We start from the raw sequence: 18,446 nt of genomic DNA on the forward strand, positions 1-18,446 counted from the left end.
GGCCTCCGGCGAGACGGGGCGATATCAGTTTATGCCACGCGATACCGACTTCGGCCACTACAACACCGTCAACGGGAGGAAGAAGCTGTGCGCGTTGCTCATTTCGATTGTTTCAGCGGGATCAGCGGGGACATGGTTCTCGGTGCGGTGATCGATGCCGGCGTGCCGGTCGATGCGATCCGCGCCGCGCTCGATTCGCTCGATTTGCCCATTAAACTCGAAGTCGAACGGGTGAAGCGGTGCGGGTTCGCCGCGACGAAAGCGACCATCGAGGCCGCGGACCAGGAAGATTACCGCTTCCTGCCGGACGTGGAGGCGATTCTGGCGAAGGGCGCTCTCACGCCCAAACAGCGCGAACTCGCCACGGCCATCTTCCGCAAAGTGGCGGTGGCCGAATCGGTCGCCCACGGGATGCCGCTCGAACGGGTCCACTTTCACGAGGTCGGCGCGCTCGACAGCATCGCGGACATTGTCGGCGCGGCGGTCGGTCTGGACCTGCTCGGCGTCGAGAAATTCACGAGTTCGCCGGTTCCGACCGGGAGCGGGACGGTTAAATGTGCCCACGGCATCATGCCGGTTCCGACGCCCGGTACCGCGGAACTGCTCAAAGGCGTGCCGCTCGCGCCGTCCACCATCAAAACGGAACTCACGACCCCCACTGGCGCCGCGATTCTGACCACCGTTGTCACGGAGTACACCGCGACGCCTGTGATGACCATTGAGCGCATCGGCTACGGGTCCGGCACGAAGGATTTCATCGAGCAGCCGAACCTTCTGCGCCTGATGGTGGGAACGGCAAACACGGCGCCCGAACGGGAACGGGCCGAAACCGATACCGTCGCGGTACTGGAAACGAATCTCGATGACATTTCGCCGGAAGTGATCGGCTTCTGCACCGAGCGGCTCTTCGCGTGCGGGGCGCTCGACGTGTTCACAATGCCGATTCAGATGAAGAAGGGCCGACCCGGGGTGCTTTTGAGCGTGATCTGCGCGCCCGACAAGGTGAACGAACTCGAAACAATTCTCTTTCGCGAAACGGGCACGTTCGGTGTTCGCCGAACAACCGCGACGCGGGCGAAGTTGCAGCGCGAAGCGGTCACCGTGGAAACGACGTGGGGACCGGTGAAGGCCAAGCGCGGGTGGCGCACGGACGGCTTCACGGTGCTCACGCCCGAATACGAGGACTGTGCCCGTATCGCACGGGAGCACAACGTCCCCCTGCGCGAGGTATTCGCGGCCGTGGCACGGGCGTGATGCGCGTCACTTCGGCGCCAACTTCGCGATCTCGTCTCGGTCCCGTGGGTGGAGCACCACACGCGGTTGGGGGCCGACGTGTAGGACGAGCGCCCGCGAATCATTGGCGCTCAGCCCGCGCTCGGCCGGCGTGAACGACGCGGTGAACCGCAGGTGGATCGTGACCGGCGTCTCCGCGGGCAGGTCCACCGGCTCCCACTCCACGCTCACCGATCGCAGCTCGCTCGCCGCGGTCGCGGGGAGTTGTTTGCGCGGGCGGTTCGGCAACTCGACCTCCGCGACGACCTCGGGTACCCGGCCGAGGTGGTTCGGCATCACACTGCGATTGAGCTCGATCCGCTGGCACCCCTTGAGATCGCCCAGTGTGCCCGTGAACCGGAACCCTTCGGGCGCGACCCAGCCGTCCGTCGTAATGCCTTCCGTTCGGAGGGACTTTCGCGCGTAGGTCGTGACCGTGCGCCCGCAAATGTGGTACTCCCCGATCTTGGTCATGTTCGCCTCGCAGTACGCGCGGAGAGCGGGGCGCATCTTTTCCATCGCTTCGTCGTAGGGGAACTTGAAGTGTCCCGGCGGCACGCCCTTGAGAATTGCGAAATCGCACTCCTCCAGCCGCCGCAAACACGCCCCCTCGTCCCACGCGAAGATCCCGGTACCGTCGCGGTACTCCGCCCACCGCCCGTGGCGCTCGAACTCCAGAACCTGGAGCCCCAGGCCGGTGATGTCGTGCGAGTTGGCGTCGTTGAACACTTCGGGCGCGTGGAGCCCTTTTTTGATGCGGGTGTCGATTAAATCCTGGATCAACTGCATGCCCCGGCGCCCGTCGTCCCCGAGTTTCGTGTAGAGGGCCGGGGTCGCCGCGTGGGTCAGAAACGTCCCCGTCCCCAGAAGGAGCGTCGCGCCGGCGCTGGCGCTCAGCAGCCCGCGCGGGGCGCGCTGCGCGGACGCGGCCAGCGGCGCGAGAACGATCCAAATGAGCGCCGGGAGGAGAACGTCGCCCACGACGGGCGATTTGATCGCTCCCATGTTCAAGACCACGAAGGGAACGCCGAACCCGAGAACCGCAACGGGAAAGACGGTGGACCGCTGGGGGGCACTGCCGACGCGCGCCCCGGGCCGGACGAACCCGAGGGAACCGACCGCGCCCAGAATCCCGGCCGCCCACCAAAACGCCGGCCCGGTGTGATCGCACACGACGGACCGCGGGTAGTAGCGTGCGGCGTCACTCCACTGGCGCACGCCCTCTTCTGCGGCCCGGATTTCTTTCTCCGACGACGTGATGTGCCCGACCACGTAGTAGTTTTTGATGGCCTCGCGCTGGTTGATGAGCACGGGCCAGGTCACCGTGACGAGGAACCCGGTAGCAATCACCCACCCGCGCAGCCGCCGGGCCGCCCGTTCGCGCGCTTCGGCGTCCGCGCGCGTGAAGCGCCAAACGAGCAAGCCTGCACCGATCGCGCTCAATATTCCGCCGATGTAAACGGCCGTAATGAAGCGAAAGAGAACGACCACACTCGCGCACGCGCCCACGACCGCGGCCCCGCGGGGGTTCAAGAGAACCCGCGACCGGATGAGCGCGCACAGGAGCACGCCGTACAAGCAGAACGCGCTGAAGTCCATTCGGAAGTCGAACGCGCTGCCGGCCGGCAGGAACACTGTTTTGAGCGTGAGCGTCAGGCCGAACCCCGCGAGCGCCAAGGGCCAGTTCCGGGTCAGCCACAGGATCGTCGCGACGAGCGCGCACTGGAACAGCACGAAGTGAGCGAAATTGACACTCAGCACACTTACGCGATCGTGGCCCAAAATCACGCAGTGGATCGCCCCCTGTATGGGCAGCAGGATTCCGGTCGCGTGGGGCGCGGCCAAATAGGACCGGATCGCGGGGAATAACTCCCGATTCGATGCGTCGTGAACGATCCCGTAAGCCTGTGTGATGTACGCGGTCTGGTCGTAATACCCGGGAAAAGCCCACGCGATTTCGCGCCGTGCGTAAGACACGAACGTCGCGACTTCAATCGCAACGAGCGCGCCCACAACCACCCATCCCCACCAACCGGCCGATTGGTTGGGTTCCCGGGCCGGATTCGAGATAGGTGGTTCGTCCATGAGCCGACCTCGTGAAGCGATCTCGGGAGCCGTCGCAGAGTTCTGGGTAAGGGGCGCGCCGGGACGTGCGGCAACGTACTGCGCCGCGCCGCGGTTCGTCAAGATGCACCGCGGCGTGGTTCGGGCACTGGTGAGAGCGTGGCCCGTGAGGAGACAAGTCCCACTCGTTTCGCGAGTGCCAACGAGTGGGTGAAACGATGCGGCGGGTTCTCGGTCAGAGGCCCGTGTCACGAAAATGAAAAGCCACGCGTATTAACAGAATGCCGTCTCGTCACAACACGACGCGGAGACGGCACCGGGCACTAAACTCCCAGTGCGGCACGTAGCCGCGCGATCTGGTCGGCCATCGGGCGCGGGGCGGAGGGCGTCGGCTTCCCGATCTCTCCTTGCACCTTCAAGCACACGAACACCGGCCCGCTTCCCGTCACCGCCTCCGACGCGACCGCGGACCATTCCTCGCGGGTATCGCACGTATAAACGCGCGAAATCCCGGCACCGCGAGCGAGTGCGGCGAAGTCCGTGCGGCGCGCGTTCGCCACCGCCTGCCCGCCGGTCACTTCGTAAAGCCCGTTATCAATGAGCACGATGTAAAGCGGTACCGGGAACTGGGCCGCCGTCACGAGGCACCCGAGGTTCATGAGCAACCCGCCGTCGCCAGTGAGCACGATCACCCCGCGCCCCGGCTGCGCGAAGCACAGCCCGAGGCCGAGCGGGACGGCCTGCCCCATACTCGACGGCAAGTAGTGGAAATCGAGCGGCGAATCGGACACCTGCGGCCAGATCGCGACCGAGCCCATCGTCGTGACGACGATCTGTTCGGTGCGGGCGCGGGCCAGTACTTCGAGTGCGGCGCGGTGGGTCATCATGGGTATTCACTCCGCCCAGAGGATCGCGGCCGGGGTCGGCTGGTCCGCGAGCGCTTTCAGCGCGCCGGTCAGCTCCAGTGCGCTCGCTTCCGCCGGGTCGAATCGCGTGTGGGGGAGCTCCCACGCTTCGACCAACTTCGTGGCGAAGTGCGGGCAGTTGTCCGCGGTCTTGCCGGCACGGGCAACTCGTTCGCTCCGCACACCGATAATAAGTTTGAGCGGCAGTTTCAGGTCGTGAGCGACGTTGCGCACCGCGTCGCCCGCCTCGAAGAAACCGGTACACTGGATCGCGACCAGCGGGCGCGCCCCGCCGAGCATCAGCCCCGCCGCGAGTGCCACCGCCTCCCCCTCGCGGCACACGCGGACCGGCGCCAGGCGCGACCCACGCAGGGCGGGTTCCCACGTTCCGAGGTGACTATCGGGAATCCACACGAGGTGGGTAAAGCCCGCCGCTTCGAGGGCCGATACGACTTCATTGGGGCCGAGCATGACGGGCCTCTCCATTCCCCCTCGCCGCGCGCACAACAAGGCGCGTAAGACGGGGCGCGGACACCACGAATAATACCGAGAAGCGGGCCGCGTGTAATCTCTTTGAGGGCCGAATGGTCGAGTTCGTGGTTCGGGTGCCGGACGACACCCCGCCGTGGCGCCAGGTGTTCCTGGCCGGGGACGGGCCGCTCGGGGACTGGTCCGCGACCGGTGTGCCGCTCGACCGGTGGGGCGACGGCACGCACCGCGCGCGGCTCGAGCTCCCGGCGGGGTACGTGGGGCACTTCCTCGCGACCCTCGGGCGGTGGCGCGAGGCCGAGAGCGATGGCCACGGGCACGAGCGCCTCCCGCGCGAACTGCACGCCGACGGCCCGTCGCGGATCGACGTGGACGTGCGCGGGTGGGACCAAACGAGCGTCGAGTACCACCACGGGTTCCCGTCGCGGTTCCTCCCCCACGCGCGCACGATCAGCGTGTGGCTCCCGCCCGGGTACGGTGTCCAACCCGACCGGCGCTACCCGGTCTTCTACCTGCACGACGGGCAGAATCTCTTTGACGCGCACACCGCGTTCGCGGGCGTGCCCTGGCGCGCGGACGAGGTGGCCGAGCGCGAGATCCGCGCCGGAACGGTCCCGCCGGTCATTCTGGTCGGCGTCGCGAACACCCCCGACCGGTTGCACGAGTACGGCCCGCAACGGTGCGGGCGCAAGCGCGAGCGCGACCAGTCGCGCGAGTACGGCCGCTTCCTGGTGGAAGAAGTGAAGCCGTTCATTGATGCCTTGTACCGCACGCGGACCGAACCGGAGCACACCGGCGTCGGCGGGTCGTCGATGGGCGGCCTGATCTCGCTGCACCTGTGCAAGTGGTACCCCGCCGTGTTCGGGAAGTGCGCGGCGCTGTCGCCCTCGCTCTGGTGGGACCGCGAATATTTCTTGCGGAACGTGACGGTGGCGCCGGGCTGGTTGGAGCGGTGCCGCGTCTGGGTCGATGTGGGGGAACACGAGAGTTCGTCGCGCGTCGGGAGCGCGGCGACGATGCGCCGGACGCGCCGGCTGGCGCGGCTCCTCGCGCGACACGGCCCGCGCGGTGACGAACGGTACCGCTACACCGAAGTACCGGGCGGCGCGCACAACGAGGGGTCGTGGGGCGCGCGCTTCGACCAGGTGCTGCGGTTCCTGTTCACCGCGGTGTGAGGGCGGTCGCGGCGCGCACGGCCGAGAGGAGCTGGTCCCGCGAGAACGGCTTGGCCAGATACCCCTCGGCGCCGTGCTCCGGGAGGTCCTCTTCGGCCCGGCCGCTCGTGAGGATGATCGGCGCGCAGCGCGACGCGAGGCGCAGGTCGGACATCACATCGATCCCGCTCCGGTCCGGGAGCGAAACGTCGAGCAGGACGGCAGAGTACCGGCGCTCGGCCCGGAGCGCGCGGCCCATTGCCTCGGCCGCGTCCCCGGCCTCGTCCACCACGAACCCCGCGCGCTCGAGCATCAAGCGGGCGACCAAGCGGATGCTCGGTTCGTCGTCCACCACCAGCACCAGCGGGCGGGCGGGCGGCGGGGTGATATCATCTATGGGCATCGAGCGTCCTCCTCTTGAGGAGATGGGCGACCGCAACGGGTCGGGTCGAACGGGTCAAACCAGAATTCCGAGTTGGTCGGCGATCCCGCGTAGCAGTTCGCGGTCCGTACCCGGGCGGTGCGGGCTGCGCGGGTGCGTGGCGTCGCACCCGATCCGCCCCTGCAGTTTCAGGAACATGGCCGCCGAGTGCTTGTACGCGGGCACCGGCGCGCGGAACGCCAGGAACCCCAAGTACTGCAACACGTCGTTCAATTCGTAGAACCGTGCGTCCCCGCTGCTCCAATAAACGTCCCGCCGGGCGAACTGTTCCGGGGCGAACGTACTCAATCCCAGGAGATAATCGCTCCCGTACATCACCATATCGATGCCGAGGTCGTTACCCGTATACACTTTAAAATCCGGGCGCACCGCGTCCCGTATCACGAGGCGCTGCCACTCGGACTCGCGCCGCAGGGACGAGTGCTTCGCCCCGGAACATTTGCGAATCCCTAAAAGTCCGCGGAACAGGTCCGCGCTGTAGATTCGCCCGAACGGGGCGAACATCGTGCCCAACTCGAACGCGATGAACGAATCGCAGTCCCGGCCGATGGCTTCATACGCAGCGAGCAGTTCAGTATCGGGAAGTGCGGTTAACCCGTGGCTCTGAAAGATCACCGGGGTACCGCCCCGCTGAACGATTGCGGCGACGGCGCGCCGGTACCCATCTAAATCGAACGGTGCTCCGGGAGCATCGCCGACAAATGCGCCCGCGACAAAAGATTTCCCGGCCAGAGCGGAACGAGTTGCGTCTAGCACCTCATTTTTTTGCTCGGGTGCGAGAAGATTTACGAACCCCGTGTCCATATTCACGGCCGGTGTCAGACCCGCATCGGCCGTGCGAACGCAGTGGCTCGCGAAGCCGGGCCAGTCGGCGTCGCCGGACTCGGTGAATGGGAGCAGGATGGCAGAAATGCCGGTGATTTTCCGTCGCGGACGGAGCAAGGTGAGCGGATCGAGCGGTCGGGCAGCGGTCATCGGCGTCTCGCCGGATATCAACGTTTTAAGTCGAATTTATAGTAAGGCCGCATGAACATGGGGTGAGAGACTGTCGCCCGCTCTCACGTATCCCGGTCGAATGGCTTCGGTACTGAGCATACCCGCAGTGCGGTCCGAGCGTTACACATTTCGCACACCATTATTGCGCGTGGCCCCGCGTGGCACAGTCGAACGACCGGCCCTACAACCTGCATAGCACGCGCAATGCCCGGCATCAAAAATGAGTCGCGTCGCGAGAATTGACTACGTGGGACGGGTTCTGTCCGCTGCCCTGAAGCGGCAACCACCCACGTCGGCCCGACGGAATTGGTGACAGGCGCCCGAATTTCCGCTGTACCCGCACAGGAGTCGGCCTCCGCATGCGGGTTCACTGGAAGCTACCGACCGCGTTCGAGCGCGCGGGCGAAGTCCACGAACACGCCGTTGGTCCAGCCGAAGCCCTCGATTAGCCCGTACAGGCCGTGTTCCGGTTCGCGGTGCGGTTCGGCCACGTTGTACTTCTCCACCAGCGTGCCGGACGCGGCGAAGGCGTGCGCGCAGGTGTCGCACCACCGGCGCCGGACCTCATTCGCTTCGGCTGTAAAGCCGTAACGGTCCAGGCCCGCCACCACGATCCACTGCAACGGCGCCCAGCCGTTCGGGTACGCCCACTGCCGGCCCGGGAACGAGTCCAGCGACGTCACCAGGCCGCCCGGCAGCAGGAACCGCGGGAACCAGCGCGCGACCATTTCGTTGGCCTGCTCCTGGGTCGCGAGCCCGGCCCAGAGCGGGTAAAAGCCCGCGAGCGTCGGGAGCGGCGAGCGCGCCTCGGCCTTCCAGTCGAAGTCGCAGAAGAACCCGCGGTCCGCGTCCCACATCAGCTCGCGCATCGTCGCCGCCCGCGCGTCGGCGGCTTCGCGCCAGTAGTTCGCTTCCGTGGTCGCCCCGAGGCGCGTCATGGCCTCGGCGAAGTCCCGCTCGCGCGTGTAGAGGATGCTGTTGAGGCACACCGGCAGGAAGTCCATCCAGCGCCCGGCCTCGGACCCGGGGCGGTCGCCGTCGCACCGCGTCGAGTGGTCCCAGCCGCTCTCGCACGACGCCAGGAAGTGACTGTAGTTGATGTCGTGGTACCGCGAGAGCCCGCGGTACTTGCGGCGCTCGTGCGGGTGCTTTTCGCCCAGCCAGCAGGTCTCGTGCTCGCGGACACCCAGGCGCGTCATGTGGCGCAGGTACTCGTCCGCGTCGGAATCGCCCCGCGCGACCTTGATGTCATACGCGAGCTTGGCGAGTTTGGTGAAGAACGGCGGCTGGCTGCGGGAGGTGAAGTAGTACCGGGTGCCGTTCGGGACGAACCCGAACCGCTCGATCAGAGCGGCCATGTTCTCGACCAGGTCGAACACGAGCCACTCGTGCATCGTGCCGACCAGCCCCAGCGCGCTGAAGTAACTGTCCCAGTAGTACATTTCCTGGAACAGCGGGCGCACCGGGTCCACGGACGGAACCAGGTACGCACGCGGTAGCCCGATCAGTGTGCCCTCGTCGTGCGGGTGGAACCGGAACAGGCGGTCCCAGAAGCCGGTGATGTAATCCAGAACCGGTTGGTAGCCGCGCTGCTCGGGCGTCGTCATCGGACCCTCGGACACGTCTTCAATTTGTTCGCGGGCCGGTTCTTCGCCACTCGTCGCCCACTGCCCCGCGCCGCGCGTCAGGAGTGTCATTACTCCGCCGTCTTCCATCACGTCTCCTTATACGCGCCGGGCGGCCCTGTGGAGAGCGGCCACTTCCGTGCTCGGGGGCGATTCCGGCCTAGTGCGGAATACCGCCAGTGTGTGGTCCTTTAACTCGTACTTCGCTCCCCCGGCGTGGGTCGCGGCCGGGGTGCCGTCGTCGGCCGTGTCGAACATCAGTTCCCACACGTGCTCCGGGTTGGTTGCTGGAAGCACGAACCGGACCAATTTCGTGCCCGCGTTCATGAGTACCAGGAGCGTGTCCCCGACGACCGGCTCGCCGTACTCATCGGTTTCGCGGATCAGGTCGCCAGCCAATCGCATGCCAAGACACTTGTGCGGCTCTTCCCATTCCGCGTCGGTCAGCTCGTGCCCGTTGGGGCGGAACCACGACACGTCCGCCACGCCCTCGCCGCGGATCGGGCGCCCCTGGAAAAACGTTCGCCGCTGGAGAACGGGCTGGGCGCGCCAGATTTGCGCGACGGCCCGCGCGAATGTCAGGAATTCGCCGTCCACGGCGCCCCAATCGAGCCAAGTTAGATCGCTGTCCTGGCAGTACGTGTTGTTGTTCCCCTGTTGCGTGTGGCCGAACTCGTCCCCGGCCAGAATCATCGGCACGCCCTGGCTGAGCATGAGCGTCGCGAACATGTTTCGGCGCTGGCGTGCGCGTCGGGCGACCACTTTGGGATCGTCCGTTGGCCCCTCGTGCCCACAGTTCCAGTTGCGGTTGTCGTTGTGCCCGTCGCGGTTGTCCTCGCCGTTCGCCAGATTGTGCTTCTGCTCGTAGCTCACCAGATCCCGCAGTGTGAACCCGTCGTGACAGGTCACGAAGTTGATGCTCGCGTAGGGCCGGCGCCCGGTGCGCTCGTAAAGGTCGCCGGACCCGGTGAGCCGGTGCGCGAGCAACCGGGTGGAAACGTCCTTTCCGGCCCAGAACCCGCGGACCGCGTCGCGGTACTCGCCGTTCCACTCGGTCCACCCCACCGGGAAGTTGCCCACCATGTACCCGCCGGGGCCGATGTCCCACGGCTCGGCGATCAGCTTCACGCGCGACAGCACCGGATCCTGGTGAATGATGTCGAAGAACGAGCCGAGCTTATCGACCTCCGCCAGTTCGCGCGCGAGCGTGGGCGCGAGGTCGAAGCGGAACCCGTCGACGTGCATCTCCTCGACCCAGTACCGCAGGCTGTCCATCACGAGTTGTAGAACACGCGGGTGCCGCATGTTGGGGCTGTTCCCGCACGCGGTGAAGTCCATGTAGTAGCGCGGGTGCTCGGGCGAGAGGAAGTAGTAGCTCGGGTTGTCGAGCCCGCGGAACGAGAGCGTCGGCCCCATCTGGTTGCCCTCGGCCGTGTGGTTGTACACCACGTCGAGGATCACCTCGACCCCGATCGAGTGCAGCGAACGCACCATCGACTTGAACTCGCGCACCGCGGCGCTCGGGTCACGCGGGTTGGTGCTGAAGCGCGGGTCCGGGGCGAAGAACCCGAGCGTGTTGTACCCCCAGTAGTTCGAGAGCCCTCTATCCATCAGGTGCCGGTCGTCCGCGCGGTAGTGGACCGGGAGCAGTTCCACCGCGGTCACGTTGAGCTTCTTCAGGTGGTCGAGCGCCGCTTCCGAGCCGATGCCCGCATAGGTGCCGCGCATGTGGTCGGGCACGCCGGGCATCTTCTTGGTGAACCCCTTTACGTGCAGTTCGTAAATGAGCGTCTCGTGCCACGGGCGGGCCGGGCGGCGATCGGTGCCCCACGTGAAGGCCGTGTCCGTGACTGCGGCGAGTGGGGCGAACGCCGAACTGTCGCGAGTGTCGAAGGTGGTATCGTCCTGGCCGATGGTGTAACCGAAGAGGGCGTCGTGCCACGTGAGTTCGCGGCCAACGGCTTTCGCATACGGATCGAAGAGGAGCTTGTGCGGGTTGAACCGTAGCCCCTTTTCCGGCTCGTAGGGGCCGGATGCGCGGATGCCGTAAAGCAGACCGGGGAGCGCGTCCGGCAGGTAGCAGTGCCACACTTGGTCGGTGCGCTCGCGCAGCGGAATGCGCTGCTCCACCAGCCCGGGGCCTTCAAACAGGCACAGGTCGACCGCGGTCGCGTTCTCGCTGAAGAGGGCGAAGTTCACACCCACACCGTCCCACGTCGCTCCGAGTGGGTACGGTCTCCCGGGCCACACGCGCATGAACGCCTCCTGATTCTAGTACGGCGAATGTCGGTCCGATTGCGGTCGAACTTCGCCTCCCGCCAGCGCAACCAAGCGAATCGGATACCAGTGGGCCAACAAACCTTCACTGGTTCGGACTGCGGCACGGGTCGTGCAGTGTTTTAGGACGGATCAGCGGTCGCGGACCGTTCAAGCCACAGCACCACTTTACACACCCGAGAAGTTCATATGGCAGCTACTGAAGCACTGAAAATGGAAGACGTTGCCGGCGTGCGCAGCCGCATCTCCTGGCCCGCGGTCCTCGCGGGGGCCGTGGTCGCGGTCGCGACCAATCTCGTGCTCACCCTGTTCTTCGCGGCCATCGGGCTGACCGTTGCCGAAGCGGGTGTCCGGGCCAACGCGGTCGGCACCGGCGCTCTGATCGCGTGCCTCCTGAGTATCATTGCGTCCTTGTTCGTCGGCGGGTGGGTGAGCACGCAACTAACGGCGGGCGAAACCGAGCGCGAGTCCGTCCTTTACGGCATCCTGACGTGGGCTCTCGTCGTGGGTTTCTCCCTCGGGCTTGTCGGCATGGGCGCGCGGGCGGGGTACTTCGCGTTCGTGGGCGGGGCAATGGTCGCGCAGCAGTCGCCGGGCGTGCAGAACTGGGAAGAATCGGCCCGTAACGCCGGGGTGTCGCAAGAGCGCATCGACGCGGCGAAGGCTGCGGTCGATCCGAACCGGGCGCGCGAGATCGCGAACGACCCCGTCGCCCAGAAGCGCGCGGAAGAGGCCGCAGTCGGCGCGTCGTGGGCCGCGCTCGTCGGCGTGCTGCTCTCGATGGCGTCCGCGATCGGCGGGGCGATGTGCGGGCGCGGGATCGCGTTCCGGCTGATCCCGACCGCTCACGGCCAAGTGGTTCAGCGCCGGGAAGTCATCGTCTCGTAGTTGAGAAGGGTACTCGTCATCGCAGTCGGGCCGGGTGCGCGTTCGTGACCGTTCCATCGGGTTAAAGCCCCGCGGGTCGGTTCCGCGAACAAGCACCCGGCCCGAACTGCGTTCGGCACACCGGTTGCGGCCCGTTACTCCGCCGCCCCTTCGTTCTGTTCTTAAAGCCGTCACTAGCCATGCCTAACACCAGTTCCGTTTGGTCGCTCGAGAACCCCGTTCGGGCCGGCGCTCCGCTCGCAGGAAATACGCGATACGACGTGTGCGTCATCGGCGGCGGCATCGCCGGTTTGACGACCGCGTACCTGCTCGCTTCCGAGGGCAAGTCGGTTGTCGTTCTCGATGCGAAACCCACCGTTGCTGGCGGCGAGACGGAATTCACGACCGCTCACCTCGCGTGGGTGATTGATGACCGGTTCGCCCGCGTCGCGTCGATTCGCGGTGACGACACTGCGGCGCTGGCGGCGAAGAGTCATCTGGCCGCTATCAACTTGATCGAAGAGATCATCAAACGCGAAAACATCGCCTGCGACTTCCGCCGAACGGACGGGTACCTGTTCCCCGGCGCCCGCGGGGGCGACGAGGTGATTCGGGACGAAGTGGTCGCGCTCACGCGCCTCGGGCTCATCTTCGAGCGCGTGGACCAAGTTCCGTTCCCGGCAAGCGCGACCGGTCCCGCACTGCGATTCCCCGATAACGGCCAATTCCACCCGCTGAAGTACCTGAGCGAGATCGCCGCGCTGATTCGCAAAAATGGCGGCGCGATTCACACCGACACACAGGTGGTGAAGGTGGAGAACGGCTCCCCCTGCGTCGCGCACACGAAGTCGGGCCACGCGGTCACCGCGGACGCGATCGTCGTCGCGACTAACACGCCGTTCGATGCGGGGCTGTCGCTCCACTTCAAACTCGCTGCGTACATCACCTACGCCATCGCCCTCGAAGTGCCAGCGGGATACGTGCCGCCCGTGCTCCTTTGGGACACCGAAGACCCGTACCACTACGTCCGCACCGCACACGGAACCGGCACCGAGTTCCTGATCGTCGGCGGCGAGGACCACAAGACGGGCCAGGCGCAGGACCAACAAGAGCGGTGGGACCGTTTAGAAGCATGGGCGCGAAAACGGTTCCCCGAAGCCGGTCCGGTTCGGCACCACTGGTCCGGGCAGGTGTTTGAGACGCCCGACGGGTTGGGGCTAATCGGCCGGGCGCCGGGGTTCCGCGACAACCTCTATGTGATTACTGGCGACTCGGGCATGGGCATGACACACGGTACCCTCGGCGCGCGGCTCGTCACGGACCTCATCCTCGGTCGGACGAGCGAGTTCGCCGGGGTGTATTCGCCGTCGCGCTGGATGCCGGGCGCGCTGAAAACGCTGCTCGAAGAGAACGCGAACCTCGCGGCGCAATACGGTGATTGGCTCACCGGTGGTGAGGTGAAATCGGCGGCCGAGATCCCCCCCGGGCACGGCGCGATCATCCGCCACGGCCTGAGCAAGAGCGCGGCTTACAAGGACGACAAGGGGCAGGTCCACGAGATGTCCGCGGTGTGCCCCCACCTGGGCGGCATCGTTCAGTGGAACCCGGGCGAGAAATCGTGGGACTGCCCGTGTCACGGCTCGCGGTTCAGTTGCAAGGGAGAAGTACAACACGGCCCGGCTGTCGAAGGGCTGAAAGTGATCGAAAAGACCTGAGCGCCGTGTGCCCGCAAGCGCCGAACACGCGCGGCAATTTTGCAAAATGTGATCTTGTGTACATTATGCGAGATGTGGTAGAGTTGTGGTATTCCATCCACTCTATATCCGTCGCAGTGGGCTCGCTACATTGGCGACCCGCGACGGTTACGGAGCGGGTGGGATAATCACGAGTGGGTATGTGCGATCAATGTTAGCCAATGTTAGTAGCGCGATTCGTTTTCCCCGGCGAAAACACTGATCTGCGCCGTCGGGCCAAAAATGTTAGCAATTGTTAGCCGCGCCCGATACGCCCCCGTTCACCCGCCCGGCGAGGAGGCGTTGACCAACTCCGGCACTTCGAGTTTCGGTAACTTGTACTCCTGCGTGAGCGACGGGCGCGGCTTCGCGGGGGCCGGATCTAATTTGACGGCGCGCCCGGTCGCGCACGACTTCTCGATAGCCTCAATGATGGTGAGGTCGGTCAACCCTTCGAGGCCGTTCGGTTCGGGCTCGCGGTTGTTCAAAACGCAGTCGGAGAAGTACGCGATCTCCGCCCCGATCTGGTCGCGCTCCGGGAACTGCGCTTCTTTCGTTTTGCCGTCCTTGTCCGTGAGGCGCATGGTGATGTCGCCGTGAAACGTGTAGGCGGGGTCCATCTTCAGATCGCCCGCGGTGCCGACGACGCGGTACTCGGACACCTTCGACTCGCCGAACCCACAGGTGAACGTCGCGAGCCGCCCCTTCGGGAACCGCATGACCGCGGTCACCAGTTCTGGTACCTCGCGGAACCGCGTCTCGTTGTTGCTCGCGCTGAACGCGGTGACTTCAATGGGATCGTCCTGGAACAAGTACCGCGCGGCGTTGATGCAGTAGATCCCGATGTCCATGAGCGGGTGCCCCGCGAGGTGCGCATCGAGTCGGGTGTTGCCCTCCTGTACCTGCTGCGTGAACACCGAGTTGAACACACGCGGTTCGCCGATCTTGCCGTCCTTGATGTGCTCGATGGCGAGGAGGTTCGCGGACTCGAAGTGAAGCCGGTACGCGATCATCAGTTTCACGCCCGCGTCGTTGCAGGCGTCGATCATCGCGCGGCACTCGGCGGCGGTCGCGGCCATCGGCTTTTCGCAGAGCACATGAATGCGCTCCTTCGCGGCCCGAACCGTGTACTCCTTGTGCATGGAGTTGGGCAACGCGATGTACACCGCGTCGATGGTGCCGCTCTCGAGCAGGTCGCCGTACTGCTCGTACTCGTAGGCCGGGACGCCGTACTGTTCACCAACCTCTTTCTGCTTTACCGGGTCACCGGAAACGATCGCAGCAAGTTCCGCGTTCGCCGCGTTCGGGAACGCGGGCAGAATCGCTTCTTGTGCGAACCACCCGGTGCCGACCACCGCGAACCGCACCTTTTTCGCGCTCATCAGGTGTCTCCTCATGTGGGCGAGATCGGCCGAGGAGATGCACCGCGCGTGCCGAAGGGCGTCCATCGCTTCCCTTCGCGCTCCCGTGCTGGTAACTTCTGTGAGTATCCCGCCTGCCGAGGTTCCACGCCGATGCACTTTTCGACCTCTCGCCGTGCCGCACTGCTCATGATGGTGTTCGCTGCGGTCGCTTACGCGACATTTGCTCTGGGGGCTCCCGGCGCGCAACCGAAAGACAAAGAGAAGGTCGATCCCGACCACGTCGCGAAGATGGCGAAGGGGACGGATCTCTTCAAAGCGAGCGTGCGCGCCGTGCTCCAGGCAAAGTGCGTGAAGTGTCACAGCGGGGAGCGCTTAGAAGGCGGGTTCGACATGAACACCCGCGAACTCGCGATGAAGGGCGGCGAGCGCGGGCCGGCACTCGTGCCCGGCGATCACAAGAAGAGCCTCCTGTACCAGCTCACGGCCCACCAAAAAGAGCCGCACATGCCCCACGAGCGGGCCAAGCTCGCGGACGCAGACATCGCCAAAATCGCCGAGTGGATCGACTTGGGCGCGCCCTACGACAAGCCGTTTGTCACGATCGATGAGACCGCGTGGACCAAGAAGGTCACGCCCGCGGAGGGGAAGAAGCACTGGGCCTATCAACCGCTTCTGAAGGACATCAAGAACCCGAAACCGGACGCAAAGAACCCAATCGACGGGTTCATACTGGCGAAGCTCGAAGCCGCCGGCATCAAGCCGAACCCCGCGACCGACAAGCGAACACTCATTCGCCGCGTTTATCTTGGCCTCATCGGGTTGCCGCCGACGCCGGAACAGGTCGATGCGTTCCTGAAGGACGAAACGCCCCAAGCTTACGCGAAAGTAATCGACGGACTACTCTCATCACCGCACTTCGGCGAAAAGCAGGCGCGCCACTGGCTCGACCTCGTGCGGTTCGCCGAGAGCCACGGCTTCGAGCACGACTACGACCGCCCCACCGCGTACCACTACCGCGACTTCGTGATTAAGGCACTGAACGCCGATTTGCCGTTCGACTCGTTCGCGAAGTGGCAGATTGCGGGGGACGAGATCGCCCCGAACGATCCGCTCGCGATGATGGCGACCGGCTACCTTGCGGCCGGGGTTCACAGCACGCAGATCACGAAAAACGAGGTCGAAAAGCACCGGTACGACGAACTCGACGACATGCTCGCGAACGTCGGCACCACGTTTCTGGGCCTCACGGTGGGCTGTGCCCGGTGCCACGACCACAAGTTCGACGCGATCCCCGCACGCGACTACTACCGGATGCTCGCGGCGTTCACCACGACCGTCCGCACGGAAGTAGATCTCGACCTCGATCCAAAGGGCCACGCGAAGGCAAAGGCGGTGTTTGATGTGGACCACAAACGGTTCACGGATGCGCTCGCGAAGTTTGAGAACGAACAACTACCGTCGCGGTTCGCGCTGTGGGAGAAGGAAAAGAATGGCAAGCCGGTCCCCGCGGACACCTGGGTGCTGCCGAAGATCACGGCGAACAAGTCCGCGGGCGGTGCCACCCTCGCCACACAACCCGATGGAAGCGTGCTGATTTCTGGGAAGAACCCCACCACGGAAACGCTCACGTTTGAAGTGATTACCACCCTGGAGAGCATCAAATCACTGCGGCTCGAAGCGCTCGCCCACTCGTCGCTCGTGAAGAACGGGCCGGGGCGAGCCACGAACGGCAACTTCGCGCTGTCTGATATCCGCGTACTCGCGGAGGCGCTCGAACAGAAGGAATCGCAACCAGCGGTTCGCGTGAAGCTCACCAACCCCCGTGCCACCTTCGAGCAGAAGGGCCTCGGAATCGCGCACGCAATCGACGACAACGTGACAACCGCGTGGGCCGTTGATCCGCAGTTCGGCAAGGATCACGCCGCGGCGTTCGCGTTCGAGAAACCGGTCGGGTTCCCGGGCGGAACGAAGCTCACGATCACGCTGGCCTTCAATAACAACACGGGCCACGGCATCGGGCGGCCCCGCATCAGTTTGAGCGCGAGCGAGAAGCCCGACCTCGCTAGCACTGCGACGAGCGAAACTGTTCGCGCGGCACTCGCAGTCTCCGCGGACAAGCGAACGCCCGAGCAAATTGCAGCCGTCTTAGCGTGGTACGCACCTCAAGACGCGGAGTTCCAGAAGCTCCAAAAGGCCGAACGCGACCACCTCGCGACCGCGCCGAAACCCAACAAGGTCAAAGCGCTCGTATCGAGCGAGGGCCTCCCGGCGATCCGGCTCCACACTCAGGGCGACGACTACCTGAAGGAAACGCACTTCCTGCGCCGCGGTGACCCGGCCCAGAAGTCTGGGGTCGCGTCGGTCGCGTTCCTGCAAACGCTGATGCCCGACGCAGAAGCACAAACCAAGTGGGTGAAGCCCGCGCCCACGGGATCACGCCTCAGCTACCAGCGCACCGCGTTCGCGAACTGGATGACGGATGCGGAAGGCGGCGCCGGGCACCTCGTCGCCCGGGTGATTGTGAACCGGCTCTGGGCGCAACACTTCGGTAGGGGGCTGGTGACCACGACGAGCGACTTCGGCGTCCGCGGAGAATCACCCAGCCACCCGGAACTCCTCGACTACCTCGCAGGCGAACTCATCCGCAATAACTGGAAGCTGAAGCCGATTCACAAACTGATCGTGACGAGCGCTGCTTATCAGCAAAGTTCCGCACGCGACGAAGAAAAGGCGCGCCTCGACCCGGAGAACAAGTTCGTGTGGCGCCAGCCGGTGCGCCGACTGCAGGCTGAGGTGATTCGCGACAGCATCCTGGCCGTCGGTGGCCGACTGAACACGACCATGTACGGCCCCGGCACGCTGAGCGAAGAAAGCCCGCGGCGCAGCATCTACTTCACCATGAAACGGAGCAAGCTGATCCCGTCACTGGTCGTGTTCGATGCACCCGACGGCACGACGGGTGTGGGCGATCGACCGAGTACAACGGTCGCGCCGCAATCCCTGCACCTGATGAACAACCCGCACGTGCGTGCGGCGGCCTACGGCTTGGCCAAGCGCGCAACGGCCGACAGCAAAGCTAACGATACCGACGCGGTCACACTGGCGTACAAGCTCGCGCTGTGTCGCGAACCGACCAGGGACGAACTCGCCGACGCGACCGCGTTCCTGAAGGGCCACACGGGAACCGCCCGCGAAACCGCAATGACCGATCTGTGCCAGGTGCTCTTCTGTCTGAACGAGTTCCTGTATGTGGAGTGA

Annotated in this window: 13 protein-coding genes; 5 read left to right on the plus strand and 8 right to left on the minus strand. The window is 65.3% G+C overall.

The window, feature by feature from the left end:
- Positions 1 to 87 precede the first annotated feature (87 nt).
- Positions 88 to 1,254 (plus strand): nickel pincer cofactor biosynthesis protein LarC, encoded by a 1,167-nt coding sequence (larC, locus tag J8F10_RS30820; protein ID WP_210660386.1) that lies wholly within the window; start codon positions 88 to 90, stop codon positions 1,252 to 1,254.
- A 6-nt stretch (positions 1,255 to 1,260) separates the two neighbouring features.
- On the opposite strand, the gene J8F10_RS30825 is transcribed toward larC, so the two are convergent.
- The 3 genes from J8F10_RS30825 to J8F10_RS30835 form a co-directional block, all read right to left on the minus strand.
- Positions 1,261 to 3,357, minus strand: a complete 2,097-nt coding sequence (locus tag J8F10_RS30825; RefSeq protein ID WP_210660388.1) for a hypothetical protein — start codon at positions 3,355 to 3,357, stop codon at positions 1,261 to 1,263.
- A gap of 302 nt (positions 3,358 to 3,659) precedes the next feature.
- The gene (locus tag J8F10_RS30830; protein ID WP_210660389.1) at positions 3,660 to 4,223 is read right to left on the minus strand and encodes a thiamine pyrophosphate-dependent enzyme; all 564 of its coding nucleotides are present in this window, start codon (positions 4,221 to 4,223) and stop codon (positions 3,660 to 3,662) included.
- A 6-nt stretch (positions 4,224 to 4,229) separates the two neighbouring features.
- The gene (locus J8F10_RS30835; RefSeq protein WP_210660392.1) at positions 4,230 to 4,712 is read right to left on the minus strand and encodes a thiamine pyrophosphate-binding protein; all 483 of its coding nucleotides are present in this window, start codon (positions 4,710 to 4,712) and stop codon (positions 4,230 to 4,232) included.
- A gap of 113 nt (positions 4,713 to 4,825) precedes the next feature.
- Here J8F10_RS30835 and J8F10_RS30840 point away from each other — a divergent pair, with 113 nt between their 5' ends.
- Positions 4,826 to 5,905, plus strand: a complete 1,080-nt coding sequence (locus J8F10_RS30840) for an alpha/beta hydrolase (RefSeq protein WP_210660395.1) — start codon at positions 4,826 to 4,828, stop codon at positions 5,903 to 5,905.
- Here the strand turns inward: J8F10_RS30840 and J8F10_RS30845 are convergent.
- The 4 genes from J8F10_RS30845 to glgX all read right to left on the minus strand — a co-directional run bounded on the left by J8F10_RS30845 (position 5,892) and on the right by glgX (position 11,203).
- On the minus strand, positions 5,892 to 6,287 hold the full coding sequence (locus J8F10_RS30845; RefSeq protein ID WP_210660397.1) for a response regulator: 396 nt from the start codon (positions 6,285 to 6,287) through the stop codon (positions 5,892 to 5,894). The genes J8F10_RS30840 and J8F10_RS30845 overlap by 14 nt on opposite strands.
- Before the next feature lie 54 nt (positions 6,288 to 6,341).
- Positions 6,342 to 7,301: a dihydrodipicolinate synthase family protein gene (locus tag J8F10_RS30850; RefSeq protein WP_210660399.1), complete on the minus strand. Its 960-nt coding sequence runs from the start codon at positions 7,299 to 7,301 to the stop codon at positions 6,342 to 6,344.
- A 398-nt stretch (positions 7,302 to 7,699) separates the two neighbouring features.
- The gene (locus tag J8F10_RS30855; protein WP_246523670.1) at positions 7,700 to 9,019 is read right to left on the minus strand and encodes an alpha,alpha-trehalase; all 1,320 of its coding nucleotides are present in this window, start codon (positions 9,017 to 9,019) and stop codon (positions 7,700 to 7,702) included.
- 27 nt (positions 9,020 to 9,046) lie between these two features.
- Positions 9,047 to 11,203, minus strand: a complete 2,157-nt coding sequence (glgX, locus tag J8F10_RS30860) for a glycogen debranching protein GlgX (protein ID WP_210660401.1) — start codon at positions 11,201 to 11,203, stop codon at positions 9,047 to 9,049.
- A gap of 210 nt (positions 11,204 to 11,413) precedes the next feature.
- Here glgX and J8F10_RS30865 point away from each other — a divergent pair, with 210 nt between their 5' ends.
- Both J8F10_RS30865 and J8F10_RS30870 read left to right on the plus strand, forming a co-directional pair.
- Positions 11,414 to 12,112, plus strand: a complete 699-nt coding sequence (locus tag J8F10_RS30865; RefSeq protein ID WP_210660402.1) for a hypothetical protein — start codon at positions 11,414 to 11,416, stop codon at positions 12,110 to 12,112.
- A 179-nt stretch (positions 12,113 to 12,291) separates the two neighbouring features.
- Entirely contained in the window at positions 12,292 to 13,806 is a 1,515-nt protein-coding gene (locus J8F10_RS30870; RefSeq protein WP_246523672.1) for an FAD-dependent oxidoreductase, read from the plus strand.
- A 299-nt stretch (positions 13,807 to 14,105) separates the two neighbouring features.
- On the opposite strand, the gene J8F10_RS30875 is transcribed toward J8F10_RS30870, so the two are convergent.
- Positions 14,106 to 15,206 (minus strand): Gfo/Idh/MocA family protein, encoded by a 1,101-nt coding sequence (locus J8F10_RS30875; protein WP_210660403.1) that lies wholly within the window; start codon positions 15,204 to 15,206, stop codon positions 14,106 to 14,108.
- A gap of 132 nt (positions 15,207 to 15,338) precedes the next feature.
- Here J8F10_RS30875 and J8F10_RS30880 point away from each other — a divergent pair, with 132 nt between their 5' ends.
- On the plus strand, positions 15,339 to 18,446 hold the full coding sequence (locus J8F10_RS30880; RefSeq protein ID WP_246523674.1) for a DUF1553 domain-containing protein: 3,108 nt from the start codon (positions 15,339 to 15,341) through the stop codon (positions 18,444 to 18,446).

This window comes from Gemmata palustris, from assembly GCF_017939745.1.
Classification (GTDB): Bacteria; Planctomycetota; Planctomycetia; order Gemmatales; family Gemmataceae; genus Gemmata; species Gemmata palustris.